This window comes from Streptomyces sp. NPDC029674 (assembly GCF_044903205.1).
Taxonomy (GTDB): Bacteria; Actinomycetota; Actinomycetes; order Streptomycetales; family Streptomycetaceae; genus Streptomyces.
In genome coordinates this window covers 94,095-117,969 of record NZ_JBJDPY010000015.1, presented here as the reverse complement: position 1 = coordinate 117,969, position 23,875 = coordinate 94,095, and the positions used below count along the sequence as shown (strand labels likewise).

At 70.9% G+C, this 23,875-nt stretch carries 19 protein-coding genes; 7 read left to right on the top strand and 12 right to left on the bottom strand.

What is annotated here, in order from left to right; translation table 11 throughout:
- A complete protein-coding gene (locus ACI2L3_RS30990; protein WP_404755700.1) occupies window positions 1–2,850 on the top strand; it encodes an NHLP bacteriocin export ABC transporter permease/ATPase subunit in 2,850 nt (949 codons plus the stop codon).
- A 13-nt stretch (window positions 2,851–2,863) separates the two neighbouring features.
- Here ACI2L3_RS30990 and ACI2L3_RS30985 read toward each other — a convergent pair whose 3' ends face one another.
- Window positions 2,864–3,271 carry a peptidase inhibitor family I36 protein gene (locus ACI2L3_RS30985; protein WP_404755699.1) on the bottom strand — a complete coding sequence of 136 codons (408 nt, stop codon included), beginning with the start codon at window positions 3,269–3,271 and terminating at the stop codon, window positions 2,864–2,866.
- 111 nt (window positions 3,272–3,382) lie between these two features.
- On the bottom strand, window positions 3,383–6,019 hold the full coding sequence (locus ACI2L3_RS30980; protein ID WP_404755755.1) for a PA14 domain-containing protein: 2,637 nt from the start codon (window positions 6,017–6,019) through the stop codon (window positions 3,383–3,385).
- A gap of 177 nt (window positions 6,020–6,196) precedes the next feature.
- On the opposite strand from ACI2L3_RS30980, the gene ACI2L3_RS30975 reads away from it, so the two are divergent.
- The 5 genes from ACI2L3_RS30975 (at window position 6,197) to ACI2L3_RS30955 (ending at window position 12,003) form a co-directional block, all read left to right on the top strand.
- Window positions 6,197–7,210: a LacI family DNA-binding transcriptional regulator gene (locus ACI2L3_RS30975; RefSeq protein WP_404755698.1), complete on the top strand. Its 1,014-nt coding sequence runs from the start codon at window positions 6,197–6,199 to the stop codon at window positions 7,208–7,210.
- Window positions 7,211–7,355: 145 nt separating this feature from the next.
- Complete coding sequence (locus ACI2L3_RS30970) at window positions 7,356–8,459, top strand: ABC transporter substrate-binding protein (RefSeq protein ID WP_404755697.1); 1,104 nt, start codon at window positions 7,356–7,358, stop codon at window positions 8,457–8,459.
- Between the two features lies 1 nt (window position 8,460).
- Window positions 8,461–9,975 (top strand): sugar ABC transporter ATP-binding protein, encoded by a 1,515-nt coding sequence (locus ACI2L3_RS30965; protein WP_404755696.1) that lies wholly within the window; start codon window positions 8,461–8,463, stop codon window positions 9,973–9,975.
- A gap of 40 nt (window positions 9,976–10,015) precedes the next feature.
- A complete protein-coding gene (locus ACI2L3_RS30960; RefSeq protein WP_404755695.1) occupies window positions 10,016–10,978 on the top strand; it encodes an ABC transporter permease in 963 nt (320 codons plus the stop codon).
- Window positions 10,975–12,003, top strand: coding sequence for an ABC transporter permease (locus ACI2L3_RS30955; protein WP_404755694.1), 1,029 nt, complete (start codon window positions 10,975–10,977; stop codon window positions 12,001–12,003). Before ACI2L3_RS30960 ends, ACI2L3_RS30955 begins: the two co-directional genes overlap by 4 nt.
- Window positions 12,004–12,012: 9 nt before the next feature.
- Here ACI2L3_RS30955 and glgC read toward each other — a convergent pair whose 3' ends face one another.
- The 3 genes from glgC to ACI2L3_RS30940 are packed head-to-tail and all read right to left on the bottom strand — an operon-like array spanning window position 12,013 to window position 15,200.
- A complete protein-coding gene (gene glgC / locus ACI2L3_RS30950) occupies window positions 12,013–13,233 on the bottom strand; it encodes a glucose-1-phosphate adenylyltransferase (RefSeq protein ID WP_404755693.1) in 1,221 nt (406 codons plus the stop codon).
- A gap of 21 nt (window positions 13,234–13,254) precedes the next feature.
- A complete protein-coding gene (gene glgA / locus ACI2L3_RS30945; RefSeq protein WP_404755692.1) occupies window positions 13,255–14,421 on the bottom strand; it encodes a glycogen synthase in 1,167 nt (388 codons plus the stop codon).
- Window positions 14,422–14,468: 47 nt separating this feature from the next.
- Window positions 14,469–15,200, bottom strand: coding sequence for a (2Fe-2S)-binding protein (locus ACI2L3_RS30940; RefSeq protein ID WP_404755691.1), 732 nt, complete (start codon window positions 15,198–15,200; stop codon window positions 14,469–14,471).
- Between the two features lie 257 nt (window positions 15,201–15,457).
- Between ACI2L3_RS30940 and ACI2L3_RS30935 the strand changes: the two genes are divergently transcribed.
- On the top strand, window positions 15,458–16,540 hold the full coding sequence (locus ACI2L3_RS30935) for a DMT family transporter (protein WP_404755690.1): 1,083 nt from the start codon (window positions 15,458–15,460) through the stop codon (window positions 16,538–16,540).
- A gap of 51 nt (window positions 16,541–16,591) precedes the next feature.
- Here ACI2L3_RS30935 and ACI2L3_RS30930 read toward each other — a convergent pair whose 3' ends face one another.
- The 7 genes from ACI2L3_RS30930 to ACI2L3_RS30900 form a co-directional block, all read right to left on the bottom strand.
- On the bottom strand, window positions 16,592–17,836 hold the full coding sequence (locus ACI2L3_RS30930; RefSeq protein ID WP_404755689.1) for a transglycosylase family protein: 1,245 nt from the start codon (window positions 17,834–17,836) through the stop codon (window positions 16,592–16,594).
- A 133-nt stretch (window positions 17,837–17,969) separates the two neighbouring features.
- Window positions 17,970–18,950, bottom strand: coding sequence for an acetylxylan esterase (locus tag ACI2L3_RS30925; protein ID WP_404755688.1), 981 nt, complete (start codon window positions 18,948–18,950; stop codon window positions 17,970–17,972).
- A gap of 525 nt (window positions 18,951–19,475) precedes the next feature.
- Window positions 19,476–20,153, bottom strand: a complete 678-nt coding sequence (locus ACI2L3_RS30920; protein ID WP_404755754.1) for an aspartate/glutamate racemase family protein — start codon at window positions 20,151–20,153, stop codon at window positions 19,476–19,478.
- An 8-nt stretch (window positions 20,154–20,161) separates the two neighbouring features.
- Complete coding sequence (panD, locus tag ACI2L3_RS30915) at window positions 20,162–20,590, bottom strand: aspartate 1-decarboxylase (RefSeq protein ID WP_404755687.1); 429 nt, start codon at window positions 20,588–20,590, stop codon at window positions 20,162–20,164.
- A gap of 286 nt (window positions 20,591–20,876) precedes the next feature.
- Entirely contained in the window at window positions 20,877–21,296 is a 420-nt protein-coding gene (locus ACI2L3_RS30910) for a spore-associated protein A (protein ID WP_404755753.1), read from the bottom strand.
- 337 nt (window positions 21,297–21,633) lie between these two features.
- Window positions 21,634–22,230: a DUF4389 domain-containing protein gene (locus ACI2L3_RS30905; RefSeq protein ID WP_404755686.1), complete on the bottom strand. Its 597-nt coding sequence runs from the start codon at window positions 22,228–22,230 to the stop codon at window positions 21,634–21,636.
- A gap of 264 nt (window positions 22,231–22,494) precedes the next feature.
- Window positions 22,495–23,850 (bottom strand): GH1 family beta-glucosidase, encoded by a 1,356-nt coding sequence (locus ACI2L3_RS30900; protein WP_404755685.1) that lies wholly within the window; start codon window positions 23,848–23,850, stop codon window positions 22,495–22,497.
- Between the last annotated feature and the right edge of the window lie 25 nt (window positions 23,851–23,875).

The window sequence follows — 23,875 nt, the reverse complement described above, 5'->3', positions numbered from 1 at the left end:
GTGACCTCACCACCGGAGCAGCACGCGTACGACGCGGTGGGCGCGGCCTTCGGCGCGCTCGGCACCCCGGCCGACTGCGCGGGGCTGCGCAGCGTGCACCTGGAGGGTCCGCAGGTGCTGTGGTTCGTCGTGGCGGGGGCGCTCGACCTGTTCGCGGTCGACGCCGTGCAGCAGGGCCACTGGCACTACCTCGGCCGCCTCGAACCGGGCGCGCTGCTCCTCGGCCCGGTCGAAGGACCCCAGCACACCCTCGTCGGCCGCCCCCTCCAGGGCTGCGAGCTGCGCCGCATCCCGCTGCGCGAGCTGTACCGCCCCGACTACGGCGACACCTGGTCGTACGAGCAGCAGTACCCCACCCAGTACGACACCCAGGACGCGGCCCTCAGCCTGCTTGAGCACGCCTTCGCGCTCGGCATCGGGCGCGGCCACCGGGTCCTGTTCGAGGCCCCGCTCGACGGCCGCACGGTCGGCGACGACGTGGTGGCCGACGACGACATCCTCTGGATGCCGGTCGCGCCGGGCAGCGTGCAGTACGGCTCCGCGTACAGCGCGGAGGCGGCGGGCGACCTGCTCGTCGACGCCGCGATGTGGCAGCGGATGGTCAACCAGCAGTACCGGCTCCTGTCGACGCTCGACCGCTGGATCGAGCGCCTGGAGCGGGCCCACGAGGACCGTACGGCGGCCGGCATCAAGGCGGGCGAGAGCGTCCGCGAGCAGGCCGACCGCACACTGATCGCCGCCATCGGCCGCTCCGGCGGGCGCGGCGCGCGCCGCACGGAGTCCCGCGGCGGTCACGACGCGACGTACGCCGCCTGCCGGCTCGTCGCCGAGGCTGCGGGCATCACGCTGTCCGGCGCCGCGGAGGGCGGTGCGGTGAGCGACCGGATCGATCCGGTGGAGCAGGTCGCGGTGGCCTCGGGCATCCGCACCCGCGCCGTGCGGCTCGACGGCCGCTGGTGGCGCGAGAACGCGGGCCCGCTGGTGGGACACCGGGCCGCGAGCGGCACACCGGTCGCGCTGCTGTGGCGGCGCGGCGGGTACGAGTCGGTGCACCCCACGTCCGGACGCCGCACCCGCGTCGACGCGTCCAACGCCGACGAGTTCGAACCGCAGGGCGTCATGTTCTACCGGCCGCTGCCCGAACGGCCGTTGACGCCCTGGCGGCTGTTCCGCTTCAGCCTGCGCGGCACCGGCGGCGACGTGCGCAACCTCGCGCTCGCCGGTCTCGTGACGGTCGTGATCGGGGCGCTGGTGCCCGTCGCGACGGGCCAGGTGCTCGGCGTCTTCGTGCCGAACGGCGAGAAAAGCCTCATCGTCCAGGTCTCCCTGGCCGTCATGATCACCAGCATCGTCTCGGCGGCCTTCATGCTGCTCCAGAACCTCACCGTCCTGCGGATGGAGGGCCGCATGGAGAGCACGCTCCAACCGGCCGTGTGGGACCGCCTGTTGCGGCTTCCCACGCGCTTCTTCGCCTCCCGCTCCACCGGTGAACTGGCGAGCGCGGCGATGGGCGTCAGCGCGATCCGCCGGGTCCTGTCGGGGATCGGCCCCGTCGCCCTCCAGGCCGGCTCGGTCGGCGCGATGAACCTGGTCCTGCTGCTCCTCTACAGCGTCCCCCTCGCCCTGGCCGCCCTCGCGATGCTCGCCGTCATCGCCGCCGTGTTCCTCACCCTGGGCCTGTGGGAACTGCGCTGGCAGCGGCGTCTGGTCGAGCTCGCCAACAAGCTGAACAACCAGGCGTTCCAGAGCCTGCGCGGACTGCCCAAGCTCCGGGTGGCCGGGGCGGAGAGCTTCGCGTACGCGGCGTGGGCGGGCGAGTTCGCGCGCAGCCGTGAGCTGCAGCAGCGGGCCGGCCGCATCAAGAACATCACGACCGTCCTCAACTCGGTCTATCTGCCGCTCTGCACGCTCATCATGTTCGTGCTGCTCGCGGGCCCGGCCCGGGGCACCCTGACCGCGGGCGAGTTCCTCACCTTCAGCACCGCCGTGACGATGCTCCTGACGTCCGTCACCCAGCTCACCGGCGCGCTGATCTCGGCGGCCGCGGTGCTCCCGATGTACGAGCAGATCAAGCCGGTGCTCGACGAGGCCCCCGAGGTGCGCGCCGGGAGCACGCAGCCGGGTGAGCTGCAGGGCGCGATCGAGGCGCGCGGACTGTCCTTCCGCTACACCGACGACGGCCCGCTGGTCCTGGACGACGTGTCCCTGACGATCCGGCCCGGCGAGTTCGTGGCCGTCGTCGGCCCGAGCGGCTGCGGCAAGTCGACGCTGCTGCGCCTCCTGATCGGCTTCGACGAACCGGTCTCGGGCAGCGTGCTCTACGACGGGCAGGACCTGTCGGCGCTCGACCAGTCGGCGGTGCGCCGCCAGTGCGGTGTGGTCCTGCAGAACGCGCAGCCGCTCACCGGCTCGATCCTGGACTGCATCTGCGGCGCCGAGTCGTTCACGCAGGAGGAGGCGTGGGAGGCCGCCGCGATGGCGGGGCTCGCCGAGGACATCAAGCGCATGCCGATGGGCCTGCACACGATGATCTCCGGCGGCGGCGCGGTCTCCGGCGGGCAGCGCCAGCGCCTGATGATCGCCCAGGCCCTGATCCGCCGCCCGCGCGTCCTCTTCTTCGACGAGGCGACAAGCGCCCTGGACAACGAGACGCAGCGCACGGTCATCGACAGCACCCGCGCCCTGAACGCCACCCGCGTCGTGATCGCCCACCGCCTCTCCACGGTCCTGGACGCCGACCGTGTCGTCGTCATGTCGGAGGGCCGCATCGTGCAGCAGGGCCCGCCCGCAGAGCTTTTGGCCGATGCGGGTGGGCGGTTGCACGAGTTGGTGCGGCGCCAGATGCGGTGAGAAACCGGCGTGTTCAGCGGCCTTCACCCGGTGGCGTGCCGCAGCTCGGGCCACCAGGCCCGTCGAACTGCACCGCACTGAAGAAGTCCTGGTACGTGGGGAAGAAGTTGCCCTTGCCCGTCGGTCCTGCGGAGGTCACGGCCGTACAGCCGGTGTACTGCGCGTCGGACCAGAGGTGGATGGTCGAGGCCGTGCGGTTCCAGTCCGACTTGGCCCGGTCGTTCATGCCGAGCGCCGCGAGGTCCGGGGTGTTTCCCCTGAGCGCGATCATGTCCCCGGTCCCGTCGAGGCCCGAGAACATGCAGTAGTAGCCGTCGGGGCACCGGTCGTACCCGTCGGCCGCATGCGCCGCGGAGACCGGCACCACGGTGGCGACCGCGGCGGCCACCGCCACGAGCGGCATGGAGAGCCTCTTCCTCATCACGATCACCTTCCGCATACAGGTCCACAAGCCTTGGTCGGCCAAGGCTTGTGGACCTGTTCGGCGAGCCGCCATCCCCCACACGAGGGACACCCACCGGAGACCTCGGAATCAGGAGCCGCCGCAGCCCGGCACCGTGTCCCGCGACGCGTCACGGATCAGCGCTTCGTGTGCCGCCTTCACCCGCTTCACGTCGGGCTTGACCACCTTGCGGTCGTAGGTGAGCAGGCCGTTCAACTCGCCCTCCACATCGGCGATCTGCGTGTAGACGGCGCCGTTGTCGCCCTTGCAGGCGAGGGCGCGGACTTCGTCGAGCTTGGCGAGGTAGTCGTCCGTGTACGTCGCGGGGTCGACGTCGACGTAGCTCTGCTGGACGGACCAGGCGTGGCCGGGCACCGCGAGACCGAGGCCGCCGTACTCGCCGCTGACCAGGGCCCGCTCGCCGTCGGGCCGCGGTGGGAGCGCCGGGCTCGGGTAGCCGTGCTCGTCCATGATGTCGCCGGCGCCTCCGTCGGCCCCGAGGTTGAGCCCCGACTGGTTGTTGACCAGGCGCGTCGGGTCCCATGCCTTCGCCTGCCGCGCGATGCGGCCGATGTCGTACTGGCCCCAGCCCTCGTTGAAGGTGACCCACATGACGATCGAGGGGCTGCTCGCGTGCTCGTCGATCATCTGCTTCATCTCGCGCTCGTACTGGGCGCGGGCCGCCGTGTCCGGGGTGCGTCCCGCCTCCATCGACGGCATGTCCTGCCAGACGAGGAGCCCCAGCTTGTCGGCCCAGTAGAACCAGCGGTCGGGCTCGACCTTGATGTGCTTGCGGACGGAGTTGAAGCCCATCTCCTTGTGTGCCTTGAGGTCGTACGCGAGCGCCTCGTCGCTCGGCGCGGTGTGCAGGCCGTCCGGCCAGAAGCCCTGGTCGAGCGTGGCCATCAGGAAGACGGGCTTGCCGTTGAGCATGGTGCGCGGGGTGCCGTTCACCTTTTCGACGGCGATGGACCGCATGCCGAAGTAGCTGGTGACGCGGTCGTCGCCGACCCGCACCTTCAAGTCGTAGAGGAAGGGGTCGTCCGGAGACCAGAGCCGCGGGTCGTTGATCTTCAGCTTGAGCGGCTTTCCGGTGCGTCCGCCGATCTCCGCGACCTTCTTGCGGCCCTCGTACGCGGCGGCCGTGACCGGCACACCGTCGCGCACGCCGCGCGCCTCGACGGTGACCTGCTCGCCCTCGACGTCCGGTGTGATCTTGAGGGAGTCCGCGTGGTCGGCGGCCACCGGCTCCATCCACACGGTCTGCCAGATGCCGGAGGACGGGGTGTACCAGATGCCGCTGGGGTCCAGGCGCTGCTTGCCGACGGGCGGGTTCGCGCCGTTGTCGGCGTCGGTCGGGTCGTACACGCCGACGATGAGTTCCTGGGTGCGGCCGGGCTTCAGCGCGTCGGTGATGTCGGCGGTGAACTTGTCGTATCCGCCCTTGTGTTCGGTGACCTTGCGGCCGTTGACGTACACCTCGGAGTGCCAGTCGACGGCGCCGAAGTTCAGGTTGAGCCGCTTGCCGTCGCCGATCTTCCAATTCTTGGGGACGGTGAAGGTGCGGCGGTACCACATGCGGTCCTCGTGCCGTTCGATGCCGGAGAGCTGGGACTCCACGGGGTAGGGGACGAGGATCTTCTCCTTGAGCTTCTTGCCGACCGGGGGTTTCTCGCCCGCGTCGGCGGCGGCGAACTGCCAGGAGCCGTTGAGGTTCCGCCAGTTGTCGCGCTTGAGCTGCGGCCGGGGGTACTCGCGGTGTGCGTTGCCGGGCGTGACGTCGTCGGCCCACTCGGTGCGCAGCTGGTGCTCGGAGTGGTTGGGCCCGCTGGTCCAGAACTGGTTGACGGCGTCGCCGTCGGTGCCCTTGAGGCCGCCCTCGCCGTCGTAGCGGATGTCGGCGAGGCCCGGGGCGTTGCCGGCCTTGTTGCCGACGACGGGTTCCTTCAGGCCGACGAGGAGGCTGCGGTCGTCGGCGGGGTCGGCCTTGACCGTGCCGAGCGGCCACTTGGCGCCGCCGATGACGGCGTCGAGGTGGCCGGTGAGTCCGGCCGGCGGGGCGGCGAGCTTCTGGGCGAACTCCAGCCTGAGGCTGCGGCCGTCCTCGAGGACGGTGGCGGCGATGGCGCCGTCGTAGTCGAAGTCCTCGGGGACGCGGAGGGCGGAGCGCGGGACCGGCTTCTTCTCGCCGCCCGGCGGGGTCCACTTCAGGCGCAGGCTGGAGCCGCCGTAGTGCTCGAAGTACTCGACCTTGATGTCGTGTGCCTTGCCGGCGGTCAGCTCGACGGGGGCGGAGGTCTGTTCCTTGTCCCAGTCGTCCTGCCAGTGGTCGATGGCGATCTTGCCGTCGACCCAGAGGCGGAAGCCGTTGTCGCCGATCATCGAGAAGGTGGTGGCACCGGTCTTGTCGGGGACGATCCGGCCGGTCCAGCGGACGCTGACGTCGTCGGCCTGTCCGGTGGTGGCCTTGAGGCGTGATTCGAGGTTGCCGAAGTCGATGTTCGGGTCGAGTCCGGTGGCCTTGAGCTCGTCGAAGTCGAAGGCTCCCGGGGCGGACTGGGTGTAGTACTCGCCCTTGAGGCCGTGGATCTCGACGGGATCGTCGGCGGCGGTGGCGGTGGGGACCGCGGTGAGTCCCGCGACGCCGAGGGCCCCTGCGAGCAGCAGGGCGAGGTGTCGGCCGAGGCGTGCGGGGCGGCCGGGGCTTCTTCCGGGATGTCGTCTGATGCGCACGGATCCTCCTTGGTGAGGAAGGGTGGCGGCTCGTCGCTGCAGTCGGTACAACGAATCTGTACAACGTTGGAAGGAACGGCAGTTGGCATGACAGCACGCCCCCGGCGGCGCTGTCCAGGGTCATGACAAACGCCCCGGCCGGCCGGGGCGTCACCGACGCGAGGAGACGCAGTGCGGGTAAGCCTCAAGGACGTCGCGGAGCACGCGGGCGTCTCGATCAAGACCGTCTCGAACGTGGTGAACAAGTACCAGCACGTCACCCCGGCGATGCGGGCCCGCGTCCAGGAAGCCATCGACGAGCTGGGCTACCGGCCCAACTTGACGGCACGTCACCTGCGCAAGGGCCGCACCGGCATCATCGCGCTCGCCGTCCCCGAGCTGGGCAATCCGTACTTCGCGGAGCTCGCGGGCGCCGTCATCGACGCGGCGGCCGAGCACGACTTCACGGTGCTGCTCGACCACACCCGGGGCGAGCGCGAGCAGGAGGTGCTGGTCAGCCAGGGCTTCCGGGCCCGGGTGATCGACGGTCTGATCCTCAGCCCGCTGGAGCTGGAGGCGGAGGACCTGCGCGAGCGCGAGGACGACGTGCCGCTCGTGCTGCTCGGCGAGCGCCAGTACGACCTGCCCCACGACCACATCGCGATCGACAACATCGCCGCGAGCCGCGCCGCGGTACGGCACCTGATCGGGCGCGGCCGCACCACCATCGCCTATCTGGGCGCCCGGACGGACTCCGCGAACCGCCCCGCCCATCTGCGACTGCAGGGCTGGCGCGAGGAGTTGACGGCCGCCGGCATCCCGGCGCCGGAGAGCCTGGTGGGGCCGGTCGGCGGCTGGGACCGGTGGGACGGGGCGAAGGCCATGGCGCGGATGCTGGACGCGGGGGTCCGGCCCGACGCGGTGTTCGCGTACAACGACCTGGTGGCGATCGGTGCGATGCGGGTGCTGCACGAGCGCGGGCTGCGCGTGCCGTGGGACGTGGCGGTGGTCGGTTTCGACGACATCGCGGAGGGGCAGTTCGGGGCGGTCACGCTCACCACCGTGGCACCGGACAAGCAGGCCATCGCACGTCTCGCGGTGGAGTCGCTGCTGGGCAGCCTGGACCGTCCGGAGCGTCCCTGCGGTCGCGAACTCACCGCGGAATTCCGGCTGGTGGAGCGGGAGAGCACCCTGGGCCGACGCTGACCCGAGGAATTCACGGCCGCTGCGCGGAGGGTTTACAGCCCCCTTTCAACGATGTAAAAAGCTCCCCGTACCGCCGAGTTGACCGCAGGTGCCGTCTCTCCCGTGAGCGCTCTCAGGCCCGGGGCCGTGCAGTTTGGGGACTCCAATGAAGCCGACCACACTCCTCAGCCGTACCTCAGCAAGGACCCTCGCCGCCGCCGGCCTGGCCGCGAGCCTCGTGTTCGCCGCCGGCTGCGCCAAGTCCGAGGACGACGATTCCGGTGGCGGAAGCGCCGCGTCGCAGGACCAGGGCGACGCCGGACAGGAGGTCTCGTCGTCGGACGCGGGCGACGGCAAGACCTGCGCCATCGAGGCCTACGGCGGAAAGAAGCTGGACCTCAAGACGGCCACCGTCGGCTTCTCCCAGTCCGAGAAGGAGGCCAACCCCTTCCGGATCGCCGAGACGGCCTCCATCAAGGCCGAGGCCGACAAGCGCGGCGTGAAGCTCCTCACCGCCAACGCCCAGTCGCAGTTCTCCAAGCAGATCAGCGACGTCCAGGACCTCATCGCCAAGGGCGCCGACCTGCTCGTCGTCGCACCGCTCAACTCCGACGGCTGGGAGCCGGTGCTGCGCGCCGCGGGCGCCAAGCACATCCCGATCGTCACCATCGACCGCAAGATCAACGCGACCGCCTGCAAGGACTACGTGAGCTTCATCGGCTCCGACTTCGTCGAGCAGGGACGGCGCGCGGCGGACCGGATGATCGAGACGACCGGCGGCAAGGGCAAGATCGCGATCCTGCTCGGCGCCGCGGGCAACAACGTCACCACCGAGCGCACCAGGGGCTTCGAGGAGCGCCTGCAGGAGAAGGCCCCGGACCTGAAGATCGTCTTCAAGCAGACCGGCGAGTTCGCGCGCGAGAAGGGCCAGCAGGTCACCGAGCAGCTGATCCAGTCCAAGCCCGACATCACCGGGATCTATGCCGAGAACGACGAGATGGGGCTCGGCGCCGTGAACGCGCTCAAGGGCGCGGGCAAGAAGGCCGGCGACGTCAAGATCGTGACGATCGACGGCACGAAGGGCGCCGTGCGGGGCATCGTCGACGGCTGGATCGACGGCGTCATCGAGTCCAACCCCCGCTTCGGCCCGCTCGCCTTCAAGACGCTCGACGCGTTCACCAAGGGCGAGAAGGTCTCCCAGGACATCGTCATCAAGGACAACGCGTACACGAAGGCCAACGCCAAGGCCGACCTCGGCAAGGCTTACTGACATGCTGTCGGTGACCGGCCTGACCAAGACGTTCCCGGGCGTGCGCGCCCTGGACGCGGTCGACTTCACCGCACGCGCGGGCGAGGTGCACGCGCTGATCGGTGAGAACGGCGCGGGCAAGTCGACCCTCATCAAGGTCCTGACGGGGGTGTACGAGCCGGACGCGGGCGAGGTGACGTACGACGGCCGCCCGGTGCGCTTCGCCACCCCCCTCGAAGCACAGCACGCGGGCATCTCCACCATCTACCAGGAGGTCAACCTCGTCCCCCTGATGAGCGTGGCCCGCAACCTCTTCCTCGGCCGCGAGCCCCGCGGCCGGCTCGGCCTGATCGACGTCGCACGGATGCGCCGCGAGGCCGACGAAGCGCTGCGGGGGCTCGGCGTCCGCGTCGACGTCCGCCGCCCGCTGCGCGAACTCGGCCTGGGCGCCCAGCAGATGGTGGCGCTGGCCCGCGCGGTCGCGGTCGACGCGCGCGTCGTCGTGATGGACGAGCCGACGTCCTCCCTCGAACCGCGTGAGGTGCAGACCCTGTTCGGGGTGATCCGGATGCTGCGGGAGCGCGGCATCGCGGTGATCTACGTCAGCCACCGCCTGGACGAGCTGTACGAGGTGTGCGACGCCGTCACCGTGCTGCGCGACGGCAAGGTGGTGCACACGGGCGCTCTCGCCGACCTCGACCGGCTCCGCCTGGTCGCGCTGATGCTGGGCCGCGAGATCCAGGACGTACAGGAAGAGGGCCTCACCCGGTTCACCGGAGCGCACGAGGCGACGACCGAACCCGTTCTGTACGCACAGGAGTTGAGATCGAGGCACCGGCTCCACGGGGTGTCGGTCTCCATCCGGCCCGGGGAGGTGGTGGGCCTCGGCGGGCTCCTCGGCTCGGGCCGCAGCGAGACGGCGAAGGCCATCGCCGGGGCCCTGCCCACGGACTCCGGGACCGTCGCGATCGGCGGCACCCGCATCCGCACGGGCTCCACGCCCGCCGCCATCCGGGCGGGCATCAGCCTCCTCCCGGAGGACCGCAAGGCGGAGGGCATCGTCCCCGGCCTCTCGGTGCGCGACAACATCGCCCTGGCCGCGCTCCCCCGCCTCTCCCGCTTCGGCCTGGTCGACGAACGCGGCATCGACGCGATCGTCGACACCTTCGTCGAGCGCCTCCGCATCAAGGCGTCGAGCCCGCTCCAGAAAGTGGGCGAGCTCTCCGGCGGCAACCAGCAGAAGGTCCTCCTCGCCCGCTGGCTCGCGATGCACCCGAAAGTGCTGCTGCTCGACGAGCCCACGCGCGGCATCGACATCGGTGCGAAGGCCGAAGTCCAGGCGCTCGTCGACGAGTTGGCGTCCGACGGCCTCGGCGTGCTCCTCATCTCCTCGGACATGGAGGAGCTCATCGAGGGCTCGGACCGGGTGATCGTCCTCAAGGACGGCGCGGCCGTGGCGGAACTGACCGGTGCCTCGGTGACGGAGGAGAACCTGCTGCGCGCCATGGCGACGGCCCCCGCGGAGCCGGGCCCATGAACCCTCACGAACGGCAGGCCCCGCACCCACGGAGCTCCCCATGACCGACCTCGCCCTCGGCCGCACGGCCACCGACCGCGACCGCCTCCTGCGCCTCCTCCAGAACTACGGCGTCTACGCGGGCGTCGCCGTCCTCCTCCTCGTCAACATCCTCTTCACCCCGCACTTCCTGTCCGGCGACAACTTCCGCACCCAGGCCGTCCAGGTCGCCCCCGTCATCGTCGTGGCGCTCGGCATGGCGCTGGCCATCGGCAGCGAGGGCATCGACCTGTCCGTCGGCTCGGTGATGGCGCTCTCCACCTCCCTCGTCTCGCTCTACCTCGGGTACGGCATGTGGGTCGCGCTGGCCGTGGCACTGCTCGGCGGAATGGCGGTCGGCGCGGCCAACGGTTCGCTGATCGCGTTCATCGGGGTCCAGCCCATCGTGGCGACGCTCGCCCTGATGGTCGCGGGCCGGGGCCTCGCGCTGGTCCTCCTCCCCCAGCTCAAGGACGTGCGCGACCCGACCATGGCGTCGCTCGGCTCCGGCGCCGTGCTCGGTGTTCCCTACCTGGTCCTGATCGCGGCGGCCCTCGCGCTGCTCGTCGCCTTCGTCGTACGACGGACGACGTTCGGCCGGCAGCTCCTCGCCATCGGCGACAGCCGCCCGGCCGCGCTCCTCGCGGGCCTGCCGGTGCGCCGCGTCCTCATCGTCGTGTACGTCGTCTGCGGCGCCCTCGCCGCACTCGCCGGAGTCCTCGCGACCGCCCGCCTGTCCGCGAGCGACCCGACGTCGCTGGGCAACCTGATGGAGCTCTCCGCGATTACCGCGGTGGTCGTCGGCGGCACGCCGCTGAGCGGCGGCCGCATCCGCATCGGCGGCACCGTGGCGGGCGCCGTCCTCATCCAGCTGCTCACGGCCACGCTCATCAAGCACGACCTGCCGCCGTCGTGGACACAGATCGCCCAGGCCGTGGTGATCGTCCTGGCGGTCTGGGCGGCACGCGAGAGGGGCAAGCGATGACCATCGACACGAAGAGTCCGGCGGATGCCATGAGCCACTCCGTCCAGGAGGAGCGGGCCGCGGGCCCCTCCCGCGCCGAGCGGCTGAGCGCACTGGCCCAGCAGCACGGCGCGCTGGTCACCCTGATCGTCGCGGTGCTCGTCGCGTCGCTCAGCTTCGACACCTTCCTGACCGGCGACAACCTCCAGAACATGGCGGTGTCGTCCGCGTTCCTCGCCGTGGTCGCGCTCGGCATGACCTTCGTCATCGTCACCGGCGGCATCGACCTGTCGGTCGGCTCGCTCTTCGCCCTCGGCGGAGTGCTGGCCGCCTGGGGGTCGCGGTACGGCACGGCCGTGGCGCTGCTCCTGCCGCTCGCGGTCTGCGGGCTCATCGGCCTGGTCAACGGCCTGCTGATCGCCCGCGCGCGGCTCGCGCCGTTCATCGTGACGCTCGCGGCGATGCTGGCGGCCCGCGGCATCCTGCTGTCCGTCACCGACGAGGGATCGACGACCTACCTCGTCGACAAGGACTCCTTCTTCGCCACGCTGGGGCAGGGCAAGGTGCTCGGCGTCGGCGCCCCGGTGTGGATCACGGTCGCGCTGTTCGTGGCGGGCGCGGTCGTGCTGCGCCGCACCCGGTTCGGCCAGTACGTGTACGCGGTCGGCGGCAACGAGGACGCGGCGGCGCTGATGGGCGCGCCCGTGGCCCGTACGAAGATCGCCGTCTACACGGTGTCCGGGCTCTGCGCGGGGCTCGCCGGGGCGCTCAACGCGGCCTGGCTGGTCTCCGGGGTGACGATCCTCGGCTCCGGCATGGAGCTGGAGGCGATCTCCGCGGTCGTCATCGGCGGCACGCTGCTCACCGGCGGCTTCGGCTTCATCAGCGGGTCGCTGGTGGGCGTGCTGCTCCTCAAGGTCATCCAGAACGTGATCAACCAGATCGGCTCGCTCGACTCGGCCTACCAGCAGGTGGTCAGCGGCGCCTTCCTGGCGGTCGTGGTGATCGCGCAGACGTGGCTGGGGCGCAGGCGGCGGGTGCTGTGACCGAGGCCGTCACATCGGTACGGTCTGTCCCTTCCCGAGCGCGATCACCCCGCCCTTCGACACCGTGTACAGCTCCTCGTCCCGCTCCGGGTTGACCCCGATCGTGGCACCGGGCGGTACGTCGACGTTCTTGTCGAGGACGGCGCCGCGCACGACCGCGCCCCGCCCGATCCGTACGTTGTCGTGCAGCACCGAGCCCTGGACGACCGCGCCCTCCTCGACGGTCACGCCGGGCGAGAGGACGGAGCGGGTGACCTGGCCGCGGATGACGCAGCCGGGGCTGACGATCGACTCGCCCGCGATGCCGCCCGCGCAGAACTTGGCGGGCGGCAGGCCACCGGAGTGCGTGTAGATGGGCCAGCGCCGGTTGTCCAGGTTGAACACGGGCTGGTCGGAGATCAGGTCCAGGTGGGCCTCGTAGTACGAGTCGAGGGTGCCGACGTCGCGCCAGTAGCCGTGGTCGCGCGGGGTCTCGCCCGGGACGTGGTTGTCGTCGAAGTCGTACACCTGGGCCATGCCGCGCTCGGTGAGCAGCGGCAGGATGGAGCCGCCCATGTCGTGGGCCGAGTTCTCGTCCTCGGCGTCCTGCTGGAGGGCGTCCACGAGGGTCTTGGTGGTGAAGAGGTAGTTGCCCATCGACGCGAAGACCTGGTCCGGCGTGCCGGGGAGGCCGGGCGGATCGGTGGGCTTCTCCAGGAAGCTCTCCACCTTCGTCCCGTCGCGCCCGGGCGTGATGATGCCGAACGACGACGCCTCGGCGCGCGGCACCCTGATCCCCGCGACGGTGACCGCCGCGCCGTTCTCGATGTGCTGCTGGAGCATCTGCCGCGGGTCCATGCGGTAGACGTGGTCGGCGCCGAACACGGCGATGTAGTCGGGCTGTTCGTCGTGGACGAGGTTGAGGGACTGCAGGATGGCGTCGGCGCTGCCCGAGTACCAGCGCGGGCCCAGGCGCTGCTGGGCGGGCACGGGTGTGACGTAGTTGCCGAGCAGGCTCGACATGCGCCAGGTCGTCGTCACGTGCCGGTCCAGTGAGTGCGACTTGTACTGCGTCAGGACGCAGACGCGCAGGATGTCGCCGTTGACGAGGTTGGAGAGCACGAAGTCGACGAGGCGGTAGGTGCCGCCGAACGTGACCGCTGGTTTGGCCCGGTCGGCGGTGAGCGGCATCAGCCGCTTCCCCTCCCCGCCGGCGAGCACGATTCCGAGCACCGAAGGTCCACCGCGCATCCCAGCCCCCTACTTGGTCGGCTATCTGTCGGCGTGCAGGGTCTTCTCGTACACCTCGACCGTGCGCCGGGCGACCGCGTCCCAGCCAAAGGCGTCGAGCACACGGTCGCGCCCGGCCGCACCCATCGCCGCGGCCCGACCCGGGTCGGTGGCCAATCCGTCGAGGAGCAGCCCGAGTTCACGCTCGAAACCTTCGGGATCGCTCTCGTCGTACGGGACGAGTACCCCCGTCGTGCCGTCCCGAACGACTTCCGGGATGCCGCCGACCCGCGAGGCGACGACGGCGGTGCCGCACGCCATCGCCTCCAGGTTGACGATGCCCAGCGGCTCGTACACCGACGGGCAGACGAACACGCGCGCGTGCGTGAGGAGTTGGACGATCTGCGGGCGCGGCAGCATTTCGGGGATCCACTGGACGCCCGCCCTGGTCCCGCTCAACTCCTCGAAGAGCGTGCGGAACTCCAGGTCGATGCCGGGGGTGTCGGGCGCTCCCGCGCACAGGACGAGCTGCACGCCGGGGTCCAGCTTGCGGGCCGCGCGCAGCAGATGAGGCACCCCCTTCTGCCGGGTGATGCGCCCGACGAACAGGACGTACGGCCGTGTCATGTCGATGCCGAGCCGCTCCAGGACGTCGGTGCCGGGGTCGGGCCGGTACAGCTCGGTGTCGATGCCGTTGTGCACGACGTGGACCTTCGCCGGGTCGATGGCCGGGTAGCAGGAGAGGATGTCCTCGCGCATCGCGCCGGACACCGCGATCACGGCGTCGGCGGCCTCGGCCGCGGTGCGCTCCGCCCAGCTCGACAGGGCGTAACCGCCGCCCAGTTGCTCGGCTTTCCAGGGGCGCAGCGGCTCCAGGGAGTGCGAGGTCATCACGTGCGGGATGCCGTGCAGCAGCTTGCCGAGATGGCCCGCGAGGCTCGCGTACCAGGTGTGGGAGTGGATGAGCTCGCGGTCGGCGAGCGCCGCCGCCATGGAGAGGTCCACGGAGAAGGTGCGCAGCGCGTCGTTGGCCCCGTCGAGCGCGGGCCACGCGCCGTGCCGCACGAGCCGGTCGGACGCGCCCTCGCCCCAGCAGTGGACGTCGAGGTCCACGAGGGAGCGCAACTCCCGTGCGAGGAACTCGACATGGACACCGGCGCCGCCATAGACGTCCGGTGGATACTCCCGGGTGAGCAGGCCCACCTTCACGTAGCACCCTCCGTCGTCCGTCCGATGCCGGCCGCGCCACCTCATGGTCACCCAGACGCGGCTCCGGGGGAAGACCGCTGCGGCGGCCGGTCGAAGCAGCAGTCGCCGCAGAGCCCGCCGCCGGGGCACCGGTAGTAGAGGCAGCAGCTGCGGCGCCGGAACGCCGTGCCCCGCAGGGTGCCGGTGCCGCGCAGGTCGGGATGGTCGAAGAGTTCGGTGGCCAGCCGCAGGACCCGCTCCCCCACGTCCTCGCGCCCCGACCGGGCCGCCCAGCCGTGCAGTTCGCGCGCCGCGCCCGCGAGCGCGGATCCCGCGTTGCCCCACAGCAGCCCGGCGGAGATCCGGTACCGGGCGCGCAATGCGTCGGACAGCGGCGCCAGATGGCCGTACTGCACGACGTCGCGGACGGTCCCGGCGTCGCCCGGCAGTGTGCGTACACCGGTCAGCCACAGGTCGTCGGGCGAGGTGCCGTCGGCGTCCCAGCCGAGCAACGCGGGGTCGAGGTCGGGCACCCGGCCGTACAGCGCGGCGGAGCCGAGCGCCACGGACCAGAGCCGGGCGGCGAGCCCGAGCTGGGCCACGGACACGGCGATGCGGTCCTCCGGGGCGCCGAGCCGCCGCGCGACCTTGCCGACGCGGAAAGCGATCGGATCACCGGGTTCCGGTACCGCGTACACCTCCGCGAGCGGCCGTACGCCACGGTCGTGCGCCGGGCTCACGCGCAAGGCGAAGAATCCGCCGACGGAGCCGAGTTCTGCCAGGTCAATGTGGGTGGTCACGACAGAAGTACAGCAAGCCCGGCCGCGCCGTCCGACCCTGGGGGGCCTCCTGGGGCCCCTCCAGGTCACTCTCCGCGCCCATGCGTTAACCCCTCCTGGGGAGGACATGGGAAAGGCCGTACTCCATCGGCAGTAGGACCGATTGCCTGCTCAGGTACGACGACTTAAAGGGATTCCCGCGTCATCGTTGTCAGTATGGAAGCAGACCGTTCGCCCGACCGGGATCACCGGACGCACCGCACCCCGCGGAGCACCTCATGAGTGCTCTGGCGCTTGCCGTACTGCTGTCCCTCGTCTCAGCCGTGGCGTACGCCGGCGGGGCGATCCTGCAGGAGCGCGTGGCGGCGACGACGCCGACGCAGCGGTACGCGCCGCTGCGCCGCGGCGCCTGGTGGGCCGCGATCGCCCTGAACGGTCTGGGCGCGCTGCTGCACGTGGTGGCGCTCGCCTACGGACCGCTCAGCCTGGTCCAGCCCCTGGGCGCGCTGACCATCGTGTTCGCCCTGCCGATGGCGGCCGTGTTCGTACGCCGCCGGGCCGGGGCCACCGCCTGGCGTGGCGCGGTCATGGCGACGGTGGGCCTCGCCGGGCTCCTGTCGCTCACCTCGTCGTCCGACTCGCAGACGCTGGCCGACGCGGAGCGCGTGATGCTCGCGCTGGTCACGGGCGGCGGCGTGCTCGCGCTGACCCTGGCGGCGCACGCGGCGCACCGGCACCCGGTGGTGCGCAGCGTGCTCCTCGCCTGCGCGGCCGGCGCGGCGTTCGGCATCGCCTCGGTCTTCACGAAGACGGTCGCGGTGGACTGGGACCACAATGTGGGGCTCGTGGATCAGCTCCCGACCCTCGGGGCGATCGCGGTGCTCGCGGCGGCCGGTCTGCTGCTCTCGCAGGCCGCGTACCGGGGCGCGGGGCTCGCGGCTCCGCTGTCGACGGTGACCGTCGTGAACCCGGTGGTCGCGGCGGCGGTCGGCCTGACCCTCTTCGGCGAATCCTTCCGCCACGGCACCACGGGCACGGTCCTGGCGCTCGGCAGCGGTGTCGTGGCCGCGTGCGGTCTGATCCTGCTGACGACCGAGCGGATCGCGCGGGAGACGTCGACGTCGACCGTGACCGTGGCGGAGGGCCGTCCGGTGGCGCGGGGCGGCCCTGCGGGGACCCAGCCGGAGTCCGGTGCCGACACTGTCCCCGGGGACGGTCCTGACCCCGCCTCTGCCCCTGCCGCTGCGCCTGCCTCGCGTCCCGCTGACGCGCTGCCCGCGGTGCCCTCGCAGCAGCCGGCGGTGGCCCACCGAAGGACGCGCCCGCGACAGCCGGGACGCCGCGAGCGCATGGTGTCCTGAGACCTTTCCCTTACCCGACAGCCCTTCTCAGATTTCCCGTCGGGACTCTTCTCAGATCCGTACGCCGCGTGCCCGCAGGTAGGCGAGCGGATCGACGTCGGAACCGAAGCCGGGCCCCGTCCGCACCTCGAAGTGCAGATGCGGGCCCGTGCTGTTCCCGGTGGACCCGGACCGGGCGATGCGCTGCCCCGCGCCGACCTGCTGCCCCGCCTTCACGGAGAGCGCCGACAGGTGCCCGTACTGGCTGTACTTGCCGTCGGTGTGGCGGATGACCACCTGGTAGCCGTAGCTGCCGCCCCAGCCCGCGGAGACGACCCGGCCTGCGGCGACGGCCTTCACGGAGGTGCCGGTGGGCACAGCGAAGTCGACACCCGTGTGGTACCCCTTCGACCAGGAGCTGCCCGCCGCCCGGTACGGCGTGCTGGGCGAGGCGGCGACGGGTGCGACGGCGCCGGAGGCGGCCTTCTCCGGCCGCGGCGCGGGGGCCTGCGGGGTGCGCTGCTTCTCGCGCTTCTTCTCGGCGGCGGCCTTTTCGGCGGCGGCCTTTTCGGCAGCGGCTTTTTCGGCAGCGGCTTTTTCGGCAGCCTTCCTGTCCGGCACCTTCGGCCGGGCGCGCTCCTTGGTGCCGCCGCCCTGCCCGTGGACGGAGAGCCGCTGTCCCGGCGTGATCAGGTCGGGGTCGGCGCCGATGACGCGCCGGTTGGCGTCGTACAGCCGCTGCCAGCCGCCCCGTACCCGGCGCTCGTCGGCGATGCCGGAGAGGGTGTCGCCGTGGACGACGGTGTACATCTCGGCGCTGCCGGCGGTGGACTGCGGGGTCACCTCGGGCTTGACGTCCCTGACGTCGCGCCCGGGCCGGTCGGGTTTGCCCGCGCTCTTGCCCGGTGCCTTGGCGGGGGTGACGTCGGGCGTGCCGCCGCCCCGGGTGAGGCCGGCCTTCGCCGAGCAGACAGGCCAGGCGCCGGGCCCCTGCGCGTCGAGGACCTTCTCGGCGACGGCTATCTGCTGCGCCTTGGTGGCCCGGTCGGCGCGCGAGGCGTAGGCCGTGCCGCCGTACGCCTCCCACGTGGACTGCTTGAACTGGAGGCCGCCGTAGTAGCCGTTGCCGGTGTTGATGCTCCAGTTGTTGCTGGACTCGCAGGCCGCCACCTTGTTCCAGGTGTCGACGTCGGCGGCGCCCGCGGTGCCCGTGACGGTCAGCGGGAGCGCCATGCCCGCGCCGCCCGCCGTGACGGTCAGCGACGCGCGGTTGATGCGGTTCGGCTGATACCGGCGGTGCCGGCCCCGTACGGCCATTGGGAGCCCCCTCGGACACACGTCATCACGGATTGCACACAGCGGACACACGACAAGCCCGCAAGTTAGCCGGTTGACCAATCCGTGACAAGGGCGCGTGACCGAGGGGAAGTTGAACGGACGGTGGTACTCCTCAGCCCCTCAAGTACTCCTGCACCCACCGGAGTTGCACACTCTGCTGGTAGGGCCCACCGCCCTCGTGATCGTTGAAGGCGTACACCTCCATCGAACGCCCGCTCCCCGCGTACGCGTTGAAGGCGGCAAACACCGTCGACGGCGGGCAGGTCTGGTCCTCCAGGGCGGCGGAGAAGAGGGCGGGCGCCCGGCCCCGGGCGGCGAAGTGCACGCCGTCGAAGTACGACAGGGTCTGGAAGACACGTTCCCGGCCGTCCCGGCGCGCCTTCAGGTAGGACGCGATCTCGCTGTAAGGGAGCCGGTCCGTGAGGGTCGTCGCGCGCGGGAAGTCGCAGAGGAAGGGCACGTCGGACATGACGGCGGAAAGGTCCGGCACGAGTCCGCCGACGGCCAGGGCGAGGCCGCCGCCCTGGCTGACGCCGAGCACGGCGACGCGGGAGGCGTCCACGAGCGGGTGGGACCGGGCGGCCTCGACGGCGCGCACGGCGTCGACGTACAGGCGCCGGTAGTAGTAGTCGTGCGGGTCCTCGATGCCGCGCGTCATGAATCCGGGGTGCGCGGGCCCGCTCCCCACCGGGTCCGGGGTGTCGCCCTGCGCCCATCCGGCGCTGCCCTGCCCGCGGGTGTCCATCACGAAGTGCGCGAAGCCGGCGGCGGCCCACAGCAGGTGCATGTGGGGCAGCCCGCGGCCGCCGCCGTACCCGATGTACTCCACGACGACGGGCAGCGGCCCGCTGTCCTCGGCACCGGCGGGCAGCACCAGCCACCCCTTGACGGGATGCCCCCCGAATCCGGCGTAGGTGACGTCGAAGACCCGCACACCGGTCAACGGCAGCTCCACCCCCTCGAACCGCACATCCAGCTCGTGCTCCCGCGCCTCCACCAACGTCTTCTCCCAGAAGGCGTCGAAGTCGTCGGGCTCGGGCAAGTCGGGCCGGTAGCGGCGCAGTTCATCGAGCGGCAGATCGAACTGAGGCACGGGCAACTCCTCCTGAGGTCATGACCTGGGAGGGTTCACGCTATGCCAGCGGTGGTGGTGGGCGACAGGGAGTATTCCCGGCCAGGGGCTGTGAGCGCGGGGCGGGCGCGGGCCTCTCGACCCGCGCCCGCCCTCTTCCGCCCTCTTCGCTCAGCGCATCGGCCCCGGCTGGGGCTCCGGCGCCGGGTCGGGGCCCGGCGGCTGAGGGATCGGGGACGGCGGCGGTTCCGGGCTGGGCCGGGGCTCGGGGTTCGGTACGGGGTCCGGGTTCGGGAAGGGCCGTCCCGGCTCCGTCGGCGGCACCGGGTCAGGGTCCGGGAAGGGCCTGACCGGCCCCGGCTTCGGTGCGGGATCGGGGAACGGTTGAGTCATTGCTCTCCTCCAGCCAGTGGTACGCCAGCGGCTCCTCCCCGCGTACCCGACGCCCCCGGAGCCAAGCCTTCCACGGTTCCCGGCACCCTGCCCGCGGCCGACCGCCACCCGGGTCGGCAACCTCACCGACCCGCGGACCCAGCCCCGGACCCGCTACCCCACCACCCGCTGCCTCGCGGCCAGCGCAACCGCCGCCGCGAGCCCTAGCCGAGGGCTGGACAACACCGGCACCCGCGCCCGCACCTCCGGCACGAGCCGCTCCGCCGCCGCCATGGAGGCCTGCGCCAGCACGATCGCATCGGCGTCCCGCACCCCGCGCACCGCACGGGCCACGCCCTCGGCGTACCCCTCGGAGTCTCCCGCCTCGAACCGCGCCCACGCGCCGTCGACCACCTCGGCCCGCACCGAGACGTCACGCCCGACCCGTCGGGCCTCCTCCTCGACCAGCGCCGAGGTCGGCCCCACCGTGGACGCGACCGTGGCGAGCACGACGATCCGGGACCCGGCGGCGACGGCAGCGGCCGCCATGGGCCGGTCGACGCGGACGACAGGGACCCCTGCCTCGGCACCCACGGCCTCGGCGACACCACCGATGGTGGAGCAGGTGCACAGCACGGCCGCGACTCCGCCCTCCGCGCCCCCGCCCTCCGCAGCCCGCACGAGGGCGTCCCGCACACCGGCAGCGACCGCGTCCGGCCCTGCCCGACGCGCCCGCGCCAGAAGTTCCTCCGCCACGTGATGGCGCAGCCGGAGCCCCGGATGCTCGGCCTCCCGCAACCGGTCGAACACGGGCACGTGAACGGGCGACGTGTGCAGGAGCCCCAGTGTCATGAGCCGGGTCACGCGGAAACGGAACGGCTCAACGGATTGCGCACCATGTCCGATCCGCCCGGCACGGGCTCCGCCGCGTCATCGCCGAGAGCCACGACACGGTTGCCCTCGTCGACGTGCACGACGCGCGGCTTCAGCGCCCTCGCCTCGGCGTCCTCGACCTGGGCGTAGCTGATGATGATCACCTTGTCACCGGGGTGCACCAGATGGGCGGCCGCGCCATTGATCCCGATGACCCCGCTGCCCCGCTCACCCTCGATCGTGTACGTCTCCAGCCGGGCACCGTTGGTGACATCGACGATGTGCACGAGCTCACCGGGCAGCAGGTCAGCGGCGTCGAGCAGATCCGCGTCGATGGTCACGGACCCCACGTAGTGCAGGTCGGCCTGGGTAACCGTGGCGCGATGGATCTTGGACTTGAACATGGTACGAAGCATCGAGGCACTCCTGGACATAGGCTCCCTGCCTGCGTTTTTGCAGGTCAAGTGCTGTTTCCCTACCTTACAACGAGTCGCATGTCCGGGCAGTGTTCCCCACGTTTTCAGGACTCACGCTGACCACGCCGCGACGACTGCGCAAGCCTACGCAGCGCCCTCCCAACGGCGCCCCGTGATCACCGTCACCCTGGAGCCATCTTGCCCGTCGACCGCAGCCGCATCCCGAGGAGAACCGCACCGAAATCAGCTCCTCCAGGGTCGCGCCGTGGCCGCAGTGCGGCGCATGTCACCCGGTGACCCGACCGCAGTTGGTGCCGCTCCTGCCGGCCGACTCGCCGGCGATCACCCCGCCCCAGGAGACGCAGTAGCCCTTGGCGGTGAGGTAGACGGGCCCCGCGTACGACCGGTAGTAGCCGTCGTCGTCGGCGTATTCTCTGGTGTCGTCGCGCTGGACCCAGACGTACATGTGGACAGCGGGGCCCGGGGTGCCGCGGACCGTCACGGCACAGTTCTTTCCTGTCGCCGAGTTATAGGTCAGGTAGGTCGTCCCCGCCTTCCCGATGTTGACCTGGTTGACGACCTTGTAGCCGGTGCCGCAAGCCTTGTTGTACGCGGCCGCGGGCGTGGGCGAGGCTGCGGCCGCCCCGGGGGCCATGGCCAAGACACCTCCTGCGGCCAGCGTCACCGCTGCTCCTGCCATCCGGATGTATCCCCTGCGTTCCATACGCCCTCCCCGAACCGGGTGCCAGTACACCGCCTGAGGTGCCGTCACGTTCTGTCGGCTGCTCCTCCGGTGGCGCTCTTGTCTGCAGGGACACAGTCGAAGCCCGTGCCAGTTGCACCCCAGCACTTCGCATCCCTGGCACCGACACGATCCGGCACCACGCCACGCAGCGGCCCCTCTCGTCCTGCCGGAGGGTGGGCCAGGCACTGCCTTCCGTCGACGGCCGGCCCAGTGATCGGCGTACTCCTTCAGGCCGCGGCGTACGGCGGGGAATCATCCCGTCGCAGCCGGGCGAGGTCTTGCGGACACGGGACCTCAGTCAGCCCTGCAGGCTGAAGGGCGGGTACGTGTCGGTGAGCAGGCCGACGTAACTCTGCACTCGCAGGTTGTATCGGTAGACGCCCACGAGGATGTCTCGGAGCCTCTGCGGATACGTACCGGTGAACAGCACGGCGAAGAACCCCATGATCACGACGACCGTCGCCGCGACGCCCAGGACAGCCAGCACCAGGTAGTGCGGGACGGCGAGAAGCCATTTGACCAGGGGGCGCCACCGTGACATCTGCTCGGGATAGGCGAAGGTGACGATCGTGTGGGGATCGGCCCTGTCATCGTCGGCGGTCGTCTGGAAGTCGAACGGCGGGTAGTCCTCGTGCAGGAACAGCACGTAGCTGGCGACGCGCCACTCGTAGCGGAAGGACATGGCGATCGCGTCGAAGAGCGGGCGCGGGATGCGCCGGGTGAACAGCACGGTGAAGAAGGCGATGAAGGTCAGCACCGCACGCAGCATGCTGAGCGCGTAGGCGATCAGCAGGTGCGGAACAGCGAGGAGCCACTGTATGAACGGTCGCCAGCGGGCGATCTTCAGTGTGCCCTGAAGGTGGAGTTGAGCGGGGTAGGGAGTAGCCAGTGACATGGTGCCCTCCTTGGGGCGACCGCGCACGGATAGTGACGAAACGTCACTTTTTTAGTCATACGCCTACGTCATACGCCTGTCAAGGCTCTGGACGAAGCATGCAATGCCCCCACAGTTCCGTCAGGTAAGTCACGTCCCGCAGTGGCTGTCGAGGGCGGTCTGAAGCGCGGCTTCACGGCCGGACCGTCTTCAGCGGCCAGGGCAACACGATCACCCCGGGAAGCACCGAGCGCGCTGAAACGCCCATGCGTCGGGGCGCCGAGGTCAGAGGCGGGAGTCCCGGTGAGCGCGGATCATCTCCGCGTAGCGCAGTCCGCTGGACTTGACGGTGCGGGCCTGGGTTTCGTAATCGACGTGGATGAGGCCGAAGCGCTGGTCGTAGCCGTAGGCCCATTCGAAGTTGTCGAGCAGGGACCAGACGTAGTAGCCCGCGAGGGGTGCGCCCTTGCGGGCCGCGCGGGTGCATGCGTTCACGTGCTGCTCCAGGTAGCGGGTCCGGTCGGGATCGTGCACCGTGCCGTCGGGGGCGACCGTGTCGGGGAATGCGGAGCCGTTCTCCGTCACGTACAGCTTGCGAACTCCGTAGTCGTCGGTCAGGCGCAGCAGCAGGGCCTCCAGGCCGTCCGCGTCGATCTGCCAGTCGAGGCCGGTTCGGGGTACGTCCGGCAGCCGGATCTCACGGGCATACGGGACAGGTCCCCCGGGGTCCTCGGTGACGGTTGCCGGGAAGTAGTAGTTGACGCCGTGCCAGTCGAGGGGGGCGGCGATGGTGTTCAGGTCACCGGGGCGTTCCGGGAGTTCCACGCCGTACACGTCGAGCATGTCGGCCGGGAAGCCCCGGCCGTAGACCGGGTCGAGCCACCAACGGTTGATGTGGCCGTCCATACGGGTGGCCGCCGCGATGTCCTCCGGGCGGGTCGAGGCGGCTGCGACGGTGGAGTGGTTCGTCACCAGGCCTGTCTGAGCGCCGGGCGCTGCCGCGCGGATCGCCTGGGTGGCCAGGCCGTGGCCGAGCAGCAGATGGTACGAAGCCTTCACGGCGGCGGTCAGGTCGGTCAGGCCTGGCGCCATACGCCCTTCGAGGTGGCCGATCCAGGCCGAGCACAGGGGTTCGTTCAAGGTCGCCCACTGGGACACCCTGTCACCGAGCCGGGCAGCGACCAGGGAGGCATAGGCGGCGAGGTGCTCCGCGGTGTCACGCTCGGTCCAGCCGCCGCGGTCCTGCAGCGCCTGGGGCAGGTCCCAGTGATACAGAGTCACGTTGGGCTCGATCCCCGCCTCCAGCAGGGCATCGACCATTCGGTCGTAGAAGCCGAGGCCGGCCGCGTTGACCTGTCCGTCACCGCCGGGCAGGACGCGGGGCCATGCGATCGACATGCGGTAGGCGTTGGTGCCGAGCCGCTTCATCAGGTCGATGTCCTCGGGCCATCGGTGGTAATGGTCGCAGGCCACGTCGCCGTGATCACCGTTGTCGATCTTGCCCGGGGTGTGGGAGAAGGTGTCCCAGATCGACGGGGCCCGGCCGTCCTCGGTTACGGCGCCCTCGATCTGATAGGCGGACGTGGCCGTACCCCACAGGAAGTCGGCGGGGAAGGCGGCGAGGTCAAGCGATTCGGACACAGAACACCTCTCTGAATGGGCGGAC